At 75.5% G+C, this 15,994-nt stretch carries 16 protein-coding genes and 2 tRNA genes; 10 read left to right on the top strand and 8 right to left on the bottom strand.

Annotated features, from left to right (window positions below; translation table 11 throughout):
* The first annotated feature begins 115 nt into the window (after positions 1-115).
* The 3 genes from BMZ33_RS23075 to BMZ33_RS23070 all read left to right on the top strand — a co-directional run bounded on the left by BMZ33_RS23075 (position 116) and on the right by BMZ33_RS23070 (position 1,210).
* Positions 116-481 (top strand): hypothetical protein, encoded by a 366-nt coding sequence (locus BMZ33_RS23075; RefSeq protein ID WP_091108453.1) that lies wholly within the window; start codon positions 116-118, stop codon positions 479-481.
* Positions 482-623: 142 nt separating this feature from the next.
* Entirely contained in the window at positions 624-971 is a 348-nt protein-coding gene (locus BMZ33_RS04965) for a WhiB family transcriptional regulator (protein WP_091108451.1), read from the top strand.
* A gap of 74 nt (positions 972-1,045) precedes the next feature.
* Positions 1,046-1,210, top strand: coding sequence for a hypothetical protein (locus BMZ33_RS23070; protein ID WP_169063903.1), 165 nt, complete (start codon positions 1,046-1,048; stop codon positions 1,208-1,210).
* A gap of 82 nt (positions 1,211-1,292) precedes the next feature.
* Here BMZ33_RS23070 and BMZ33_RS04960 read toward each other — a convergent pair whose 3' ends face one another.
* The 3 genes from BMZ33_RS04960 to BMZ33_RS23065 form a co-directional block, all read right to left on the bottom strand.
* Entirely contained in the window at positions 1,293-2,627 is a 1,335-nt protein-coding gene (locus tag BMZ33_RS04960; protein ID WP_091108449.1) for an ABC1 kinase family protein, read from the bottom strand.
* Positions 2,624-3,745, bottom strand: coding sequence for a ThiF family adenylyltransferase (locus BMZ33_RS04955; protein ID WP_091108447.1), 1,122 nt, complete (start codon positions 3,743-3,745; stop codon positions 2,624-2,626). The genes BMZ33_RS04960 and BMZ33_RS04955 overlap by 4 nt, the downstream gene beginning before the upstream one ends.
* A 172-nt stretch (positions 3,746-3,917) precedes the next feature.
* Positions 3,918-4,070, bottom strand: a complete 153-nt coding sequence (locus tag BMZ33_RS23065) for a DUF5679 domain-containing protein (RefSeq protein WP_012950213.1) — start codon at positions 4,068-4,070, stop codon at positions 3,918-3,920.
* A gap of 371 nt (positions 4,071-4,441) precedes the next feature.
* Between BMZ33_RS23065 and BMZ33_RS04950 the strand changes: the two genes are divergently transcribed.
* The gene (locus tag BMZ33_RS04950) at positions 4,442-5,038 is read left to right on the top strand and encodes a M48 metallopeptidase family protein (protein ID WP_091108445.1); all 597 of its coding nucleotides are present in this window, start codon (positions 4,442-4,444) and stop codon (positions 5,036-5,038) included.
* Positions 5,039-5,045: 7 nt separating this feature from the next.
* Here the strand turns inward: BMZ33_RS04950 and BMZ33_RS04945 are convergent, their stop codons facing one another.
* Positions 5,046-6,461 (bottom strand): zinc-dependent metalloprotease, encoded by a 1,416-nt coding sequence (locus BMZ33_RS04945; protein ID WP_091108443.1) that lies wholly within the window; start codon positions 6,459-6,461, stop codon positions 5,046-5,048.
* Positions 6,462-6,579: 118 nt separating this feature from the next.
* On the opposite strand from BMZ33_RS04945, the gene BMZ33_RS04940 reads away from it, so the two are divergent.
* From BMZ33_RS04940 to BMZ33_RS04930, 3 genes are all read left to right on the top strand, one after another.
* Entirely contained in the window at positions 6,580-7,605 is a 1,026-nt protein-coding gene (locus tag BMZ33_RS04940; protein WP_091108441.1) for a YlbL family protein, read from the top strand.
* Positions 7,606-7,859: 254 nt separating this feature from the next.
* Positions 7,860-10,820: a UPF0182 family membrane protein gene (locus tag BMZ33_RS04935; RefSeq protein WP_244524245.1), complete on the top strand. Its 2,961-nt coding sequence runs from the start codon at positions 7,860-7,862 to the stop codon at positions 10,818-10,820.
* A gap of 61 nt (positions 10,821-10,881) precedes the next feature.
* Positions 10,882-10,955, top strand: a tRNA-Met gene (locus BMZ33_RS04930).
* Between the two features lie 100 nt (positions 10,956-11,055).
* Here BMZ33_RS04930 and BMZ33_RS04925 read toward each other — a convergent pair.
* The 3 genes from BMZ33_RS04925 to BMZ33_RS04915 all read right to left on the bottom strand — a co-directional run bounded on the left by BMZ33_RS04925 (position 11,056) and on the right by BMZ33_RS04915 (position 13,709).
* Positions 11,056-11,811 carry a DUF6544 family protein gene (locus tag BMZ33_RS04925; RefSeq protein WP_169063902.1) on the bottom strand — a complete coding sequence of 252 codons (756 nt, stop codon included), beginning with the start codon at positions 11,809-11,811 and terminating at the stop codon, positions 11,056-11,058.
* A 211-nt stretch (positions 11,812-12,022) separates the two neighbouring features.
* Positions 12,023-12,826, bottom strand: coding sequence for a DUF4386 domain-containing protein (locus BMZ33_RS04920; protein ID WP_091108437.1), 804 nt, complete (start codon positions 12,824-12,826; stop codon positions 12,023-12,025).
* Positions 12,827-12,902: 76 nt separating this feature from the next.
* A complete protein-coding gene (locus tag BMZ33_RS04915; protein ID WP_091108435.1) occupies positions 12,903-13,709 on the bottom strand; it encodes a DUF4389 domain-containing protein in 807 nt (268 codons plus the stop codon).
* A gap of 298 nt (positions 13,710-14,007) precedes the next feature.
* Here BMZ33_RS04915 and BMZ33_RS04910 point away from each other — a divergent pair, with 298 nt between their 5' ends.
* Positions 14,008-14,625: a TetR/AcrR family transcriptional regulator gene (locus BMZ33_RS04910; protein ID WP_169063901.1), complete on the top strand. Its 618-nt coding sequence runs from the start codon at positions 14,008-14,010 to the stop codon at positions 14,623-14,625.
* Positions 14,626-14,700: 75 nt separating this feature from the next.
* Here BMZ33_RS04910 and BMZ33_RS04905 read toward each other — a convergent pair whose 3' ends face one another.
* Entirely contained in the window at positions 14,701-15,267 is a 567-nt protein-coding gene (locus BMZ33_RS04905; RefSeq protein WP_091108431.1) for a hemerythrin domain-containing protein, read from the bottom strand.
* 142 nt (positions 15,268-15,409) lie between these two features.
* Here BMZ33_RS04905 and BMZ33_RS04900 point away from each other — a divergent pair.
* Positions 15,410-15,483 (top strand) — tRNA-Met (locus BMZ33_RS04900).
* Positions 15,484-15,586: 103 nt separating this feature from the next.
* Positions 15,587-15,874 carry a GNAT family N-acetyltransferase gene (locus tag BMZ33_RS04895; RefSeq protein ID WP_091108428.1) on the top strand — a complete coding sequence of 96 codons (288 nt, stop codon included), beginning with the start codon at positions 15,587-15,589 and terminating at the stop codon, positions 15,872-15,874.
* The last annotated feature ends 120 nt before the right edge of the window (positions 15,875-15,994 follow it).

Here is a 15,994-nt window from a genome sequence, read left to right as displayed (position 1 = left end):
TTGCGGCCCGGACGTGACGGCCCCTACTGTCCGGACTGCGCCTGCGGGACCCCTCGGGCGCGCCAGACCGAGCCCGGCCCGACCGCCGGCTCCGACCCCGGGAGGAGGGGTACCCGTGACCAGCACTCCGTGGACGTGCACCCCCGCCGGGGTCCCCGGCCCGGGTGTCCTCGCCGTGCGTCCGGCCGCGGCCGTCGTCGTGCCCGCCGCTCGCCCGCGGTACGCCGCCGTGCGGGCGATGACGCCGTTCGACCTCACCGGCACCGCCGTCGCCGCGCCCGCCGCCCCGGTCCGGGGGACCGGTCTGCCCGTCGCCGGCCCGCTCGGCACCGGCGTCCGCGGCACCGACGTGTTCGCCACCGGCGTCTTCGGCACCGGCGTCTTCGGCACCGGCGTCGTGATCACCGCCGACCAGCGCACCGACATCGAGAACACGCACCACACCCTCGGGAACCACTCCCCGGGGGGACCGCAGAGCTAGCCGCTCGACGGTCCTCCTCGAGGCCGCGGAACCCGAACCCCGGGATCCGCGGCCTCTGTCATCTCCGCGGCACCCGGCCCCGACCACCCGGTCGGCGGGCCCCCGCCGGCCGCGCAGACGACGAGTACGAGGAGGAGCGGCAGTGCAGCAGACGATCGACCGCCCGACGTCCCACCGCCGACCCGGGCTCCCCCGGACCGGCGGTGCCACCCCGAGGACGCCGCACACGCCCCTGGCCCCGGCACCGGTGCGGCGCCCCCTGCCCTGCCGCGGGACCGAGGACCCCGACCTGTGGTTCGCCGAGAGCCCGGCGCAGCTGGAGCAGGCCAAGGTCCTCTGCGGCGACTGCCCGGTCCGCGACGCCTGCCTGGCCGGTGCGCTCGACCGCGGCGAGCCGTGGGGCGTCTGGGGCGGCGAGATCTTCGAGCGGGGTGCCGTCATCCCGCGCAAGCGCCCGCGGGGCCGTCCCCGCAAGGTCGTCGCCGCGTGAGCGGCGGTCGGCACCGACACCGACACCTGCACCCCGAGCGGGCCCCGACGCCCGACGAGCACCGAGGAACCGACATGACCACGTACGAGTACGACCTGGCCACCGCCCGGCTCAGCGAGCTGCGTGCCGAGGCCGACGCCGCCGGACGGGCGCGCCGGCTCCTGGCCGCCCGCCGGTGGGCCCGGCGCGCGGAGTACGCCACCCGGCGTGCCGCGCGCGCCAGCGCCGCCGTCCGCTGACCGACGACCCCCCGCAGGGGTCACACCGGCCGAGGCCGGGCCCCCGACGCTCCCGGTGCGTCGGGGGCCCGGCCTCCTCGCGTCACGGCGCCCGGTCGGCCACGAAGCCGGGCAGCCACTCCTCGCACACGCTGCGGTAGTCGGCGGCGGCGTCGAGCTGGCAGAGCACGCCGATCGACCCGATGGTCACCCGGTGGATCAGCAGGTAGGCCGGGGGCAGGTTGAGCTGGCGACCCAGCCGGTTGGCCTCGCTGCGCGGGTCGGCGAGCCGGGCGGCCTGCTCCTGCATCCACTTCCGCGTGAAGCGGAAGCCGTGGCGCTCGATCGGCTCGAGCATCGGCCGCAGGTAGTCCAGGACGCCCTGCGCGTGCACCTCCACCCCGGGGAGCACGAAGCCCTCGGCGCGCAGGTCGGTCAGCACGTCCTCGGCGCGGCCCTCCAGCGCCCAGCGCACCAGGCGGCCGATGGGCTCGGGCAACCCGTCGGGCAGTCGCGCGGTGGCACCGAAGTCGATGACGCCGAGCCGGTCGCCCTCGACGAGCCGGAAGTTCCCCGGGTGCGGGTCGGCGTGCAGCAGGCCGGCCCGGGTGGGCGCCGAGAAGTGCAGCACCGCCATGAGGTGGCCGGCCCGGTCGCGCTGCTCGCGGGTGCCCTCGGCGATCACGCGGGACAGCGGCAGGCCCTCGAGCCACTCCGACACGATGACCTTCGGCGCACTGGCCACCACCCGCGGCACCACGATCTCGGGGTCGCCGACGTAGGCGGCGGAGAACTGGCGCTGCGTGTCGGCCTCCAGCCCGTAGTCGAGCTCCTCGACCACCCGCGCCTTGAGCTCGGCGATCAGCGGCTTGACGTCCAGCCCGGGGAAGAGCACGGCGAACAGCCGGGCGAAGCGGGCGAGCTGGTTGAGGTCCGCCATCAGCGCGGTGGCCGCGCCCGGGTACTGGATCTTGACGGCGACCTCGCGGCCGTCGCGCCAGGTGGCGCGGTGCACCTGGCCGATGCTGGCCGCGGCCGCCGGCTGGTCGTCGAAGTCGCGGAAGCGGGTGCGCCAGGTGCCGCCGAGCTGCTGGGCGAGCACCGCGTGCACGGTGCGCACCGGCATCGGCGGCGCCTCCTCCTGCAGCTTGACCAGCGCCTCGCGGTAGGGGGCGGCCACCTCGTCGGGGACGGCGGCCTCGAACACCGACAGCGTCTGGCCGAGCTTCATGGCCCCGCCCTTGAGCTGGCCCAGCACGGCGAACAGCTGCTCGGCGGTGCGCTGCTGCAGCTCGGCGGTCACCGCCTCCTGGGGCTGGCCCGACAGCCGCTTGCCGATGCCGAGCGTGGCCCGGCCGGCGGCGCCCAGGGGCAGCGAGGCCAGTCGCGCGGTGCGCGAGATCGAGCCCCTGGGGATCCCCTGTGCGTCGTCGCTCACCGTGCCATTGTCCCCTGCGGAGCGCCCGGGCCGCTGACGGAGCCGGGGGCGTCCTCGCCCGGCGCGGTGGGCGGCCGGGCTGCCGCGGTGCACCCGCAGGCCGGGTGCGGCGGCCACCGGCGCAGCCGCGGGGCCAGGTCCGGCGGGCGCAGCTCGACCACGGCCGAGAGCGCCGCCGGGCTGCCGCTGCCGTCGAGGTAGGCCAGGGCCTGCTGCGCGGCGGCCAGCGCCGTGGCCCAGCAGGTGAGCGCGGCGCCGCTCGGCGGCCCGTCGGCGGCGGTGAGCTGGGCGGCCAGCACGGGCCAGGCCGGGTCGGCGTCGCGCCGGTGCAGGTCGGCGCAGCGCAGGCAGCTGGTCACGCCCGGCACGACCAGCGGGCCGGCCACGCCGGTCTCCCCGCGCACGGCGGCCACGAGGTGCGCCACGCCGGCGTCGCGCAGCCCGGCCACCAGCGGGTCGGAGGCGGCCCAGGGCCGGGCGAGGACGACGAGGTCGGGCAGCGCGCCGGGCGCCGGCGGTCGCAGGTCGGTGAGCGGCGCGGCGCGGCGGACCGCGTCGGCCGCGGCCGTGGCGCGCGGCCGCCCCTCGTCGCCGGCGGCCAGCCCTCCGGGGACGGCGTCGCCCGCGGTGACGACCCCGGTGTCGCGCACGCTCACCCGCCCCACTCCGCTGGCGGCCAGCAGCGCCGCCACCGGGACGCCGACGCGGGTGGCGCCCTCCACCACCACGGAGGCGCCGCGGCGGGCGTGCCAGCGCGACGAGCCGGTGCCGTCCCGGGCGGCGGCCAGCTCGGCGGCGGCGCGCACCGTCGCGGCGGGGCCGGCGTCGGAGGCCAGCAGGTCGGCGGCCTCCAGGTCGACCAGCGCGCCCGCGCCGCGCAGGGCCGCCAGCAGGTCGGTGACCGACCCGGGGTCGAGGCCGGCCGCGCCGGCGTCGGCGAGGACCGCCCGCTGCGCCCGGCGGCCGTCCAGGCCGCGCAGCAGGGTGGTGACCGCGTCGGGGGCGGTGCCGACCAGCAGGCCGTCGGCGCCGTCGATGCCGCCGACCTGCAGGGCGTCGGCCGAGCGCCGCAGCAGCGGCGTCCCCGGCGGGAGGAGGGGGTGGGTGGCGTCGGACACCGGCGCAGGGGGACAGCGCGGCGGCCCCGCCCGCTGCCGTCGTCCACAGGCCGGGACGACGACGGCGGCGCCCCGCCGTGCAGGGCACCGCCGTCGGGGACGTGCTGGAACGGCCGCCCTGCAGGGCCCCGCCACGAGCGGAGCGGGTGGTGGGCGGCGGGAGGGTCCTTCCTCAGGCCTTGCCGAGGATCCGGTTCATCTTGGTGCCGCAGACCGGGCAGGTGCCCTGGGCCATGCGACGGCCGGACTCGCTGACCTTGACCTCGCCGTCGAAGTCCCGCTTCTCCTTGCACTTCACGCAGTAGCCGTTGTAGCTCTCCGCCACGGTGCCTCCTCCTGGTCGGGCCGCTCGGCGCCCGCCCCGGGCGCCGTCGCCGGGGAACGCTACCCGGGCGGTCCCGTCCGCCCGGCGCCACCGGCGGACCACCCCCGGCGCGGCACCCACAGCCTGTGGACGGTCCTGTGGAGCACGTGGGGACCGGTCGGCGTGTCGCTGTGCGTGGCCGGGGGACGGGCGGCGGCCACCGGCCGGTCACCCGCCGGCCGCACGGCCGTCACCAGCACGAACGTGACGGCGGTGCTGTGGACACCGCCTGCGCCGGGTCGGGCCGCGGCTGTCCACCGTCCGTGCGACTCGTACCCGAGCGGGTGCCTCCCCCCGGCGCGTCGGCCGCGGTCGGGAACTACGGTCCAGTCGTGCCCGGATCGACCCCCGACCCCTCGCGCGGCCCCGTCTCCGCACACGGGCCGGTCGAGGTGCGCCGCAGCGCGCGCCGCCGCCGCACGGTGACCGCCTACCGCGAGTCGGGGCGCACGATCGTGCTCATCCCGGCCGCGTTCACCCCCGCCGAGGAGCGCCGCTGGGTGGCGCAGATGGTGGCCAAGCTGCAGACCCGCGAGGAGCGGCGCCGCCGGTCGCTGGGTGGGGACGCCGAGCTCATGGCGCGGGCCGAGGCGCTGTCGGCGGCGCACCTCGACGGCGTCCCGCGACCGGCCAGCGTGCGGTGGGTGGACAACCAGCAGCGGCGGTGGGGCTCCTGCACGCCGTCCGACGGCAGCATCCGGCTCTCCAGCCGGCTGCGCTCGATGCCCGAGTACGTCGTCGACTACGTGCTGGTGCACGAGCTGGCGCACCTGGTCGAGGCCGGCCACGACGCCCGCTTCTGGGCGCTGGTGGCGCGCTACCCGCGTGCGGAGCGGGCCCGCGGCTTCCTCGAGGGCGTCGAGGCCGCGCGCGCCGAGGCCGCCGAGGGCGGCTCCGGCGACGGGGGCGCCGACGACCTGGTGGACTGAGCCGGCCTCAGCGGGGGGTGTCGTCCCCGTCCGCGGGGCCGTCCGCGCCGCCGGTGCCGGTGCCGGTGCCCGTGCCCGTGCCACTGCCGGTGTCGGTCTGCGCGGCGTCGTCCGCGGTGAGCCGGCGCAGCTCGTCGTCGACGCCCTGGCGGGCCACGAAGTCCAGCGGCTCGTCGAGGTCCTCGGAGGTGGGCAGCAGGTCCGGGTGCGACCAGAGCCGGTCGCGCTCGGCGGTGCCGTACCGCTGAGCCATCGCGCCCCACACCGTCGCGGCGTCGCGCAGCCGGCGCGGGCGCAGCTGGAGGCCGACCAGGGTGGCGAAGGTCTGCTCGGCGGGGCCGCCGGAGGCCCGCCGGCGACGCATCGTCTCGGCCAGCGCGCCGTGCCCGGGCAGCCGCTCGCCCGCCGCGTCCGCGACGACGGCGTCCACCCAGCCCTCGACGAGGGCGAGCAGGGTCTCCAGCCGGCGCAGCGCCATCTGCTGCTCGGGCGTCTCCTCCGGCTCGAGCAGCCCGCTGCCGAGCAGCTCCTGGACGGCCTCGGGGTTGGACGGGTCGAAGCCACCGCCCATCGAGCCCATCGCGTCCTGCAGGCCGCGCTCGATGGCCTCACGGTCGATGGTGATGCCGCGCGCGTAGGCGTGCACGGCGTCGTGCAGCTGCTGGCGCAGCCACGGCACGTGCGCGAACAGCCGCAGCGAGGCCGCTTCGCGCAGCGCCAGGAACAGCCGGACCTCGTCGGCAGGACGGTCGAGGCCGCCGGCGAACTCGGCGACGTTCTGCGGCACGAGCACGCCGGCGCCGGCCGGGGCCAGCGGGAGGCCGACCTCGGTGCCGGTGAGCACCTCGCCGGCCAGCCGGCCGAAGGCCTGGCCGACCTGGGCGCCGAACATCAACCCGCCGACGCGGCCCATGATCCCGGCCAGCGGCCCGGCCATGGCCATGGCCTCCTGGGGCAGCGCGCCGGTCATCGCGGCGACGACCTTCTCGGCCAGCGGGTCGATCAGCGCGCTCCACGCCGGCAGGGTCTGCTCGACCCACTCCACGCGCGACCAGGCCAGCGTGCGCTCGACCCCGGAGGGGAGGTCGGTGGCCTGGTCCAGCCACAGGTCGGCCAGCCGCAGGGCCTCGGCGACGGCGGCCCGCTCGGCCTCCGACGTCGGCTGTGTGCCGGTGGCCAGCGAGCTGATCGCACCCTGGCGGGCCAGGTCCCAGTTCACCGGGCCGCCCGACCAGTTCATCAGCTTCTGCAGCTCGGCGAACAGCGGCATCTTGCCCAGCAGCTCCTCCGGCGTGCCGGCGCCGGCGCCGCCGGGGCCGCCGAACCCGAACAGCGCGCCGAAGCCGAACGGGTCCTGCCCGGGCTGGTCGCGGCGCTCGGGGTCGCGGTCGGGGAGGCCGAAGCCGAACGGCACGTCGCTCATGCCCCCACGGTAGACGCGTGATCACCCCTCGGCGGGTGGTCCGGTGCCCTCGGCGTCCGCCCTGAGCGGACGGCGCCGGGACGGGGGCTGCCAGGCGCAGCACATAGGCTGGCCGGTCGTGACCCGTCGGATCGCCGTCCTCGCCGTCGGTGTGGTGCTGCTGCTGGTCGCCGGCGTCCTCGGCGCCGCGCTGCCCGTGCCCTACGTGGCCCAGGTGCCCGGACCGACCTTCAACACCCTGGGCGAGATCGACGGCGACCCGGTCATCAGCGTGCGCGGCCGGGAGCGCAACGACGTCAGCGGCAACCTGAACCTGACGACGGTCGGCGTGGGCCGGGCCGGGCTGAGCCTGGTGGAGGCCGTCCGCGGCTGGTTCGACGACGAGGTCAGCGTCGTCCCCGAGGAGTCGGTGTACCCGCCCGACCAGACCGAGGACGAGATCGAGCGGGCCAACCGGCAGGCCTTCCTCACCTCGGAGGAGTCGGCCGAGGCGGCGGCGCTGGGGGAGCTGGGCTACCCGGTCAAGGTCGTCGTCCGCGGGGTGTCGGGGGAGCAGTCCCCGTCGGACGGGCTGCTGGAGGAGGGCGACGCGATCGAGTCGGTCGACGGCCGCCCGACGCCGGACTCCGCCGCGCTGGCCGCCGTCCTGACCGGGGTGCCGGCCGGCACCCCGGTCGAGGTCGCCTTCACGCGGCTGGGCGAGCCGGGCACGGCCACCGTCACCACTGCCGAGGCCCCCGACCGCGACGGCTCGGTGCTCGGCGTGCTGGTGCGCGAGCAGCCCTCGGCGCCCTTCGACGTCGACATCGACGTCGCCGACGTGGGCGGGCCCTCGGCGGGCCTGATGCTCACCCTCGGCATCCTCGACCTGGTCGGGGACACCGACCTGACCGAGGGCGCGGTCGTCGCCGGCAGCGGCACCATCGACGCCGACGGCACGGTCGGCCCGATCGGCGGCATCCAGCTCAAGATGGTGGCGGCCACCGAGATCGGGGCCGAGCTGTTCCTGGTGCCAGCCGGCAACTGCGCCGACGCCCTCGCCGCGCCCCAGCCGGGGCTGACGCTGGCCCGCGTCGCCGACCTCGACGACGCCCTCGACGCCCTGGCCGACCTCCGGGAGGGCCGCACCCCCGAGGGCTGCTGAGGCCCCCGGACCGGCCGCCCGCCGCACACCCGGCGGATTGGGGGAAGCTGTCGGCCAGCAGGGGGCCCCGGGGAACCCGGTGCCGCGCCGGACGTTGGTCTGGGACGACAGCGGCCGGAACCGGACCGGGCCCCGTGCCGACCGACCACTCACGCACAGTCGAGACCGCACCGCAGCTCCACCCGCGGTCGCCCCACCGCGGTGGCGCCGCCCGTGCGCCGCCGCACCGCAACTGAAGGAGACCGCTCGTGGCCATGCGGCCCCCCGTGTCCGTGCCGACGCTGTCGCGGCGCGCGAAGGTGGTCATCGGGGCCATCGCCGTGCTGCTGGTGCTGTTCACGGCCATCGGCACGCTGACCAACGTCTACGTCGACTACCTCTGGTTCGACGAGACCGGCTTCACCGAGGTCTTCTGGACCGAGCTCCAGACCCGCGCGCTGCTGTTCGCCGTCGCCGGTGTCGCCACCGGCGGACTCACCGCGCTGGCGATCCACCTCGCCTACCGGTTCCGCCCCGCATTCCGGCCGATGTCGCTGGAGCAGCAGAACCTGGAGCGCTACCGGCAGTCGCTCGAGCCGCGGCGCGCGCTGGTGCTCACCGGCGTCGCCGTCGTCGTCGGCCTGTTCGCCGGGTTCACCGCGCAGGGCAGCTGGGAGACCTGGCTGACCTTCCGCAACGCGGTGCCCTTCGGTGAGGTCGACCCGCAGTTCGGCCTGGACCTGTCGTTCTTCGTCTTCGAGTACCCCTTCTACCGGCTGCTGATCAGCTTCGGCTTCGCCATCGTGCTGCTGGCGCTCATCGGCTCGCTGCTCACCCACTACGTCTTCGGCGGGCTGCGGCTGCAGACGCCGGGGCAGAAGCTCACCGGCGCGGCGATGATCCAGCTCTCCGTGCTGCTCGGCCTGTTCGTGGCGCTCAAGGCGGTGGCCTACTGGTTCGACCGCTACGCCCTGGTGTACTCCGACCGCGGCGGGCTGTTCAGCGGCGCCAGCTACACCGACGTCAACGCGCTGCTGCCGGCCAAGACGATCCTCGTGTTCGCGGCCGCGTTCTGCGCCGTGGCGTTCTTCGCCAACGTCGTCGTCCGCAACTTCCGGCTGCCGGCCGCCGCGCTGGTCCTGCTGCTGCTGTCCAGCCTGGTCATCGGCGTGGCCTACCCGGCGATCGTGCAGCAGTTCGTCGTCCGCCCGAGCGCCAACGAGCGGGAGGCGGCCTACATCGAGCGGGCCATCGCCTCGACCCGGGCGGCCTACGGCCTGACCGACGACGACGTCGAGTACGTGGACTTCGCGGAGGAGGCCACGGGCGACGACGTCGACACCGACGCCGCCCTCGCGCAGCTCCGCGCCGACGACGCCACGATCCCCAACGCGCGGCTGCTCGACCCCAACGTGCTCGCCGACACGTTCACCGCGCGCCAGCAGATCCGCAACGTCTACGGCTTCCCCGAGCGGCTCGACATCGACCGCTACACGATCGACGGCGAGACGCAGGACTACGTCGTCGCCGTCCGCGAGCTCAACAGCGAGGGGCTCAGCGAGAACCAGAGCACCTGGATCAACCGGCACACCGTCTACACCCACGGCAACGGCTTCGTGGCCGCGCCGGCCAACCAGGTCATCGCCAGCCAGGAGGGCGGTGAGCCGAACTTCACCAGCCGCGACCTGCCCACCACCGGCGACATCGACGTCGAGCAGGCCCGCGTCTACTACGGCGAGCTCATCCAGGACGCCGGCGAGGACGTGTACTCCGTCGTCGGCGCCCCCGAGGGCGCCCAGGCGCGGGAGTTCGACCGGCCCGAGGACGGCTCCGACGGCGAGGTGAACAACACCTACGACGGCGAGGGCGGCGTCGCGATCGGCAGCTTCTTCCGGCAGCTGACGTTCGCCATCCACTACCGGGAGCGCAACTTCCTGCTCTCCGGCGCGGTCAACGACGCCTCGAAGGTGCTCTACGTCCGCGACCCGCGCGAGCGGGTGGAGAAGGCCGCGCCCTTCCTCCAGGTCGACGGCGACCCCTACCCGGCGGTGATCGGCGGCCGGGTCACCTGGATCCTCGACGGCTACACGACGTCGGACGCCTACCCCTACTCCGAGCGGATGGAGCTGGGCGAGGCCGCGCAGGACGCGCTGACCGGGCAGGGGACGACGGCGCTGCCCAACGAGCAGTTCAACTACATCCGCAACTCGGTCAAGGCCACCGTCGACGCCTACGACGGCACCGTGACGCTGTACGAGTGGGACGAGCAGGACCCCGTGCTGCAGGCCTACCGGGCCGCCTTCCCGGACGTGATCGAGGACCGCGACGCGATGAGCGAGGAGCTCATCGGCCACGTCCGCTACCCGGAGGACCTGTTCAAGCTGCAGCGGGACGTCCTCACGCGCTACCACGTGAGCAACCCGAGCGACTTCTACAGCCAGAACGACCGCTGGGCGGTGCCGGCCGACCCCACGGTCGACACCGAGGAGGCCCAGCCGCCGTACTACATCCTCGCCGCCCGGCCGGGTGAGGACGGCGCGATCTTCCAGCTGACCAGCGCGCTGAACGCCTTCCGCCGGCAGAACCTCTCGGCGTTCATCTCGGCGTCGAGCGACCCGGAGACCTACGGCGAGATCCAGGTGCTCCGGCTGCCGGGCAACACGCCGTTCCGCGGGCCGCAGCAGGTGCAGCAGTCGTTCAACACCGACGACGAGGTCGCCCAGGACCTCACGCTGTTCAACAGCCAGAACTCCCAGGCGGTGTTCGGCAACCTGCTGACCCTGCCCATCGGCGGCAACGGCCTGCTCTACGTGCAGCCGCTCTACGTCGAGGGGACGGGGGAGAACTCGTTCCCGCTGCTGCGCAAGGTGCTGGTCAACTACGGCGGCCGGGTCGGGTACGCCGACACGCTCTCCGACGCGCTGGACCAGGTGTTCGGTGCCGGGGCCGGCGACACGGCCACCGACAGCGACGACCCCGGGACGACACCGGACACCGAGGAGCCGACGACGGAGCCGACGACGCCGGCCGAGCCGACGACGCCCCCGGCCGACGGCGGCACGCCCGAGGTGGGCCTGGACGCCGCGGTGACCGAGCTCGACGCGGCGCTGCAGGCGCTGGCCGACGCCCAGCGGGCGGGGGACTTCGCCGCCCAGGGCGAGGCGCTGGCCCGGCTGCAGCGGGCCGTCGAGGCCTACCAGGCGGCGCAGTCGGCCGCGGCGACGCCGACCGGCTGAGCCGGCCGGGCGGGGGTGGGCCGCGTGCCCGCTCCCGCCCGGTGTATGGTGGTCCCACCGACGCGGGGTGGAGCAGCTCGGTAGCTCGCTGGGCTCATAACCCAGAGGTCGCAGGTTCGAATCCTGCCCCCGCTACTCACCACCGGACCCCGGTCCTCCTGCTGGAGGGCCGGGGTCCGGTGCATCGGTCCCGGAGTCTCCCGATCGGGCGGGGTGCGGCTCGGTGCGCGGCCGGTCACCGGAACGCGGCGTCGGTGATCTCGGCGCGGAAGAACTCCCCGGCGTCCTGCCGCTCGGTGCCCCACCACCAGCCGGCGCGCAGGGCCGACGGGAGGGTCACGCCGCCGACGGTGCGCTCGGCCTCGACGGCGACGCCGAACGGGTAGCGGCCGTGGGGCTGCCCGTCCGGGTCGCCCCAGCGCTGCATGAGCACCTCGTGGAGGCCGCCGTCGGCGCCGACGCGCAACTGCACGGTCTCTTCCTCCCCGCCGATCCGCCAGGTGGCCACGGCGGTGTCCGGATCGGACCCGGGCGTCCAGGTGATCCGGTCGTAGGCGGTGGGCAACAGCGTGGTCGCCTCGGCGGCGAGCCGCCCGGCGGCGCTGCGGGTGAGGTCCGGTCCGCTGCCGGTCACCACCGGCAGCAGGCCGAGCAGCCGCCAGCGCATCTGCCCGGTGCCGGCGGAGTACCGGTCGAAGCCGGTCACCGGCAGGCCGGCGACCCGTGCGGTCGCCGCCCAGATGAACCCGTCGGGGGTGAGGATCTGGTGGGCGGTGAACGGTCGCCAGGCGCCGAGCCGGATCTGCCCGCGCATGGTCAGCTCGACCGAGCCCGCCAGCGCGGCGCCCGGGGCGATCGCACGGAGGAGTCGGCGGCGCGCCGGTTCGGGCAGCCGCGCGACCTGCCGGGGGTCGAACCGGTCCGGCTGTCCGTGGACCCCGGCGGCGAGCCGGCTCCACTCGGCCCGCACCTCACGCGGTACGGCCGGCACCGCGGACCACCCCCGTCAGGTGGACCACGCCGTGCGCGGCCCTGGCGGTCCCCGCCACGCCCTGCACCGGGCGCGCCCGGCCGTCGGCCTGCGGAGGCCGGATCCGCGGCCTCGACGACCGTGACACGGCGGCTCCTCCCTCACCCGGCCGGGCCGCCGGGTCCGGCCGGCGGTACCGCGCTGCCCGAGCGGCCGTCGGCGCGTGCTGCGGTCAGCTGACGGCTGCGCCCGGCTCCTCGAGTTCTCTGTCGCCGGTCCGTGGGGGAGGGACGTGACCGTCGGCGTGCGGCCGGGTCAGCAGCGGTGAGGAGGGCCTGAAGCCCCTGACGGTCAGGTAGACGCCGAGCGAGAACTCCCACACCGCGATCGGCAGCGCGGCGAGCACGGCCAGGGGGGCGGCCCGGTCGTAGACGCCGAAGAGGATCGCGATGTCGGAGGCCAGCAGCAGCGGCGCGCCGCCGAGTCCGAGGGCGGGGAGGACCCGCGGCACCAGGCCCGACCGGTACAGCACGTAGCCCAGGCACAGCCCGTTGAAGACCGGCGCGAGGCTCTGCGAGAGCAGGAACGTCCAGTCGTAGACCGCGCTCAGGGCGTGGCCGGTCGTGACCAGCGAGGCCGCGTCGGCGTCGGCGGTGCCGGCCACGTCGGTGCGCAGGGTGAGCAGGGTCAGCACGCTCACGACGCCGACGATGATCAGCGCGCCCTCCACGACCCGGGAGGCCACGAAGCCGAGAGCGGCCGTCTCGCTGACCCGCTTCGCCACCGGGAACAGCACCACGGCGGTGCCGATGCCGGCGAGGGCGACGACGACCTCGGAGAAGGCCGCGACCAGCACGCCGGCGTCACTGCCGGCGCCGAGGACGAAGTCGGCCTCGTCCCGCGCGTCCTGGTACAGCGCGAGGGTGGGCATGGACACGAACGTGAGCAGGTAGAGGATCCCGGCGGCGAGGGAGGTGCGCCGCATCGGGTCCGTCGGCGGTCGTGCCGCGGCCGGAGGGTGCACGGGGGCGCTCATGTCGCCGTCCTTCGGGGGGTCGGGGCGGGTGGTGGACGGGCGCGGACCGGCCGGTCACCAGCTCCGCACGGGTCGGCTAGGTGCGGACGCCGGCGGTGTGGCCGGTCGCACCCGGGGTGGCCGCCGCGGGGGTCGGCGGGCCGCCGGGTGCGACCGGGGCTCCGGACGGCGGCGGGGGCGTGGGGACGGCCGGTGCCGATCCCGGGTCGGTCCCGCCGGTGTCCAGCCGGAACGGCGGATAGCGGTCGGTCATCAGCGCGGCGTACGCGGCCACCCGCAGCGCCCAGCGCTGCATGCCCATGACGAAGTCGTACAGCGGCCTTGGGTAGCGGCCGGTGAAGAGCAGCGCGATCGCGGCGATGAACACCAGCAGGCCGACCAGGCTCACGCCGGCGCCCCAGCCGCTGTCCCAGCCGTCGTCGGGGTCACCCGCCCGGGTGCCCAGCCAGATCCCGCCGCCGACGAAGACGGACAGGACCAGGTAGTGCGGGATGGCCAGCAGCCACGACTTCACCAGCACCAGCCCGCGGGAGAGCCGCTCGGGATAGGCGACGTCGAGGTGGGCGGGGTAGTCCGGCACGTCGGCGAGCGTGAACGGCGGGTAGCGGTCGGTGCCCAGCGCGCCGTAGCCGTAGTAGTGCACTCGCCAGCTCCAGCGCAGCACGCCGACGGCGAAGTCGAACAGCGCCCGCGGGTAGCGGCCGGTGACCAGGATGGCGAAGAACGCGACCACGCTGACCGCCAGGAACGCCAGCCAGAGGAAGAACAGCACCACGTAGTGCGGGACGAGCAGCAGCCACTTCACCAGCCACAGCCCCCGCGAGGCCGCCGCGTCCTCCGACGCGTCCACGCGCACCGGATACGGCGTTCGGTTCTCCGTCACGGTCTTCTCCTCGCACGGCAGGCGCTGCGCCGTTGTGGCGCGGCGCCGGGATGGGCGCCCGTCAGGCCACGGGAGGTCGCCGGCCGGGTGCTGGGCCGGCGGACGCGGAGGTGCGCGGGGACCCCGCGCCCCTCCGGGAGCAGGAGGGCCCTCAGCTCGGGCCGCTGCGTCGAGACCGAACCATAGCTCCACCATCCCACCAACGCAACCGTCGGTCGCGTAAATGAAGCCGATCGGTGTCCGGTCGCCTCCTGATCTGCATAGACTGTGCCGTCCGGTTACGACACCGGGGGTTGACATGGAGAAGGGGGTCGGCCTGGGATCGCCGACGCGCCGGCGCGGACGGCCGCGGGACGCCGCACTGGACGAGCGCATCCTCGAGCAGGTCGTCGTCCTGCTGGGCGCGCGCGGCTACGCCGGCCTGACCCTCGACGAGCTGGCCGCCCGCAGCGGCGTCGCCAAGACCACGATCCTGCGCCGGTGGCCGTCGAAGGCGGCGGTCGCCGCAGCGGGCGTGGAGCGGCTGGCGCTGCAGAGCGTCGACGTCCCCGACTCGGGCGCCCTGCGAGGCGACCTGCGCGCGCTGCTGCACGGCGCCGTGGAGACCTTCGTGCGCGGCCGCGGGCAGTTCGTGCCCCGGCTGCTGCGCGAGGCCGGCCACCACCCGGAGATCGCCGACCTGCTCTACACCGTCATCCACACCCGCCGGCAGGCCTACCGGCGGGTCCTCGCCCTCGCCGTCGCCCGCGGCGAACTCGCCCCGGCAGTCGACCAGGACCTGCTGATCGACCTGCTCATCGGCCCCACCTGGACCCGGCTGCTGATCACCCGGGACCCGATCACCCGCGAGTACGTCGACGCCAACGTCGACGCCGTGCTCACCGCCTTCGACGTGGGACCGGCGCGAGCCCGGTGAGGGCGGCTCGCGGCTCCGGACCCCGGTCCTCCTGCGGGCGGGCCGGGGTCCGGTGCGTCCACGGGGTCGTGCGGCTCAGCGCTGGTTCTGCCGGCCGGTCAGGCTGTCGCGCAGCCGGTCGACCATCCCCACGCCGGGCCCGACCAGCTTGTGGAACAGCTCGCTGTGCGGGGCCGAGGGGTGCGGGCGGGTCGGCGCCGCCTTCTTCGCGGTCTGCACCTTGCCGCCGATCTCGACGAGCTGCTCGCGGGTCAGGCGGGCGCGCAGGGCGGGGAACTGCTCGTTCTCCTCGTCGGAGACGTGGTCGCGCAGCAACGCCTCCAGCCGGCCGAGCACCTCCAGGAAGCGCGGGTCGGCCGAGTCGACGCTCTCGAGCTCCTTCATCCGCTCGACGAGCTGCTGGTGCTCCTCGACGTCGTGCTGCACGGCGGCCTCGCCGTCGGGCAGGTGGTCCTTCATCGCCGGGTAGACGTACATCTCCTCGGCCACGGAGTGCCGCATCAGCTCGGCGATGACGGTGTCGGCCATGTCCCGCCGCTGGGCGGGGTCGGCCGCCGGGATCTGCTGCACGAGCTCGAGGACCTCGTGGTGGTCGGTGGTGAGGATGTCGACGACGTCCTGCTGTCCGGTGTTCGCGGTCATTGCGTCCTCGCTGACGAGACGGACGGGCCGGTGCAGCTGCTCGCACCCCTGCTCCCGCCGTCCTACCGCGCCGCCGCACCGCGCGCACCCGGGGGGGCCGGCGGCACGGCTTCCGGCGGGCGTGTACAGTCGTCCTCACCGACGCGGGGTGGAGCAGCTCGGTAGCTCGCTGGGCTCATAACCCAGAGGTCACAGGTTCGAATCCTGTCCCCGCTACTGGCACGAGGGCCCCGGAGCACGCGCTCCGGGGCCCTCGTCGTGTCCGCGGCAGGGCCGCCACGGGCGGAACAGCCCCGGCGGCCGGACGGTTGGCCCCGGCATGGAGCCGACCGTGCACGACGCCCCCGACGCCGAGCGCTACGAGATCCGCGACGGCGACCGCCTGCTGGGCCTGGCCGCCTACCAGCGCCGCGGCGAGCAGGTGGTGTTCACCCACACCGAGATCGACCCCGACGCCGAGGGCTCGGGCCTGGGCGGCACGCTCGTCCGCGGCGCCCTCGACGACGTCCGGCAGAAGGGCGGCCGGGTGGTGCCGCGCTGCTCGTTCGTGCGCGGCTGGATCGAGCGCCACCCGGAGTACGGCGACCTGGTCGACCACAACTCCTGACGCCCGTTCCTGCAGCGCGGGGTGGATCGGCGCGACGCCGACCCGGCCGACCACACGCACCTGGTCTTCGTCGCCGGCCCCGTCCGGGACGCGCCGCTGCTGCTGCTGCTGCGCGAGCTG

The organism is Geodermatophilus dictyosporus (assembly GCF_900115505.1).
Classification (GTDB): domain Bacteria; phylum Actinomycetota; class Actinomycetes; order Mycobacteriales; family Geodermatophilaceae; genus Geodermatophilus; species Geodermatophilus dictyosporus.
The sequence above is the reverse complement of the archived record's forward strand: the minus strand, read 5'-3'. Positions and strand labels throughout refer to the sequence as shown.

Excerpts from the sequence above, each read along its gene's own strand:
- BMZ33_RS23070 (WP_169063903.1), top strand. The coding sequence starts at position 1,046 with ATGACCACGTACGAGTACGACCTGGCCACCGCCCGGCTCAGCGAGCTG.
- BMZ33_RS04945 (WP_091108443.1), bottom strand. The coding sequence starts at position 6,461 with ATGAGCGACGTGCCGTTCGGCTTCGGCCTCCCCGACCGCGACCCCGAG.
- BMZ33_RS04935 (WP_244524245.1), top strand. The coding sequence starts at position 7,860 with ATGCGGCCCCCCGTGTCCGTGCCGACGCTGTCGCGGCGCGCGAAGGTG.
- BMZ33_RS04920 (WP_091108437.1), bottom strand. The coding sequence starts at position 12,826 with ATGAGCGCCCCCGTGCACCCTCCGGCCGCGGCACGACCGCCGACGGAC.
- BMZ33_RS04910 (WP_169063901.1), top strand. The coding sequence starts at position 14,008 with ATGGAGAAGGGGGTCGGCCTGGGATCGCCGACGCGCCGGCGCGGACGG.
- BMZ33_RS04905 (WP_091108431.1), bottom strand. The coding sequence starts at position 15,267 with ATGACCGCGAACACCGGACAGCAGGACGTCGTCGACATCCTCACCACC.
- BMZ33_RS04895 (WP_091108428.1), top strand. The coding sequence starts at position 15,587 with ATGGAGCCGACCGTGCACGACGCCCCCGACGCCGAGCGCTACGAGATC.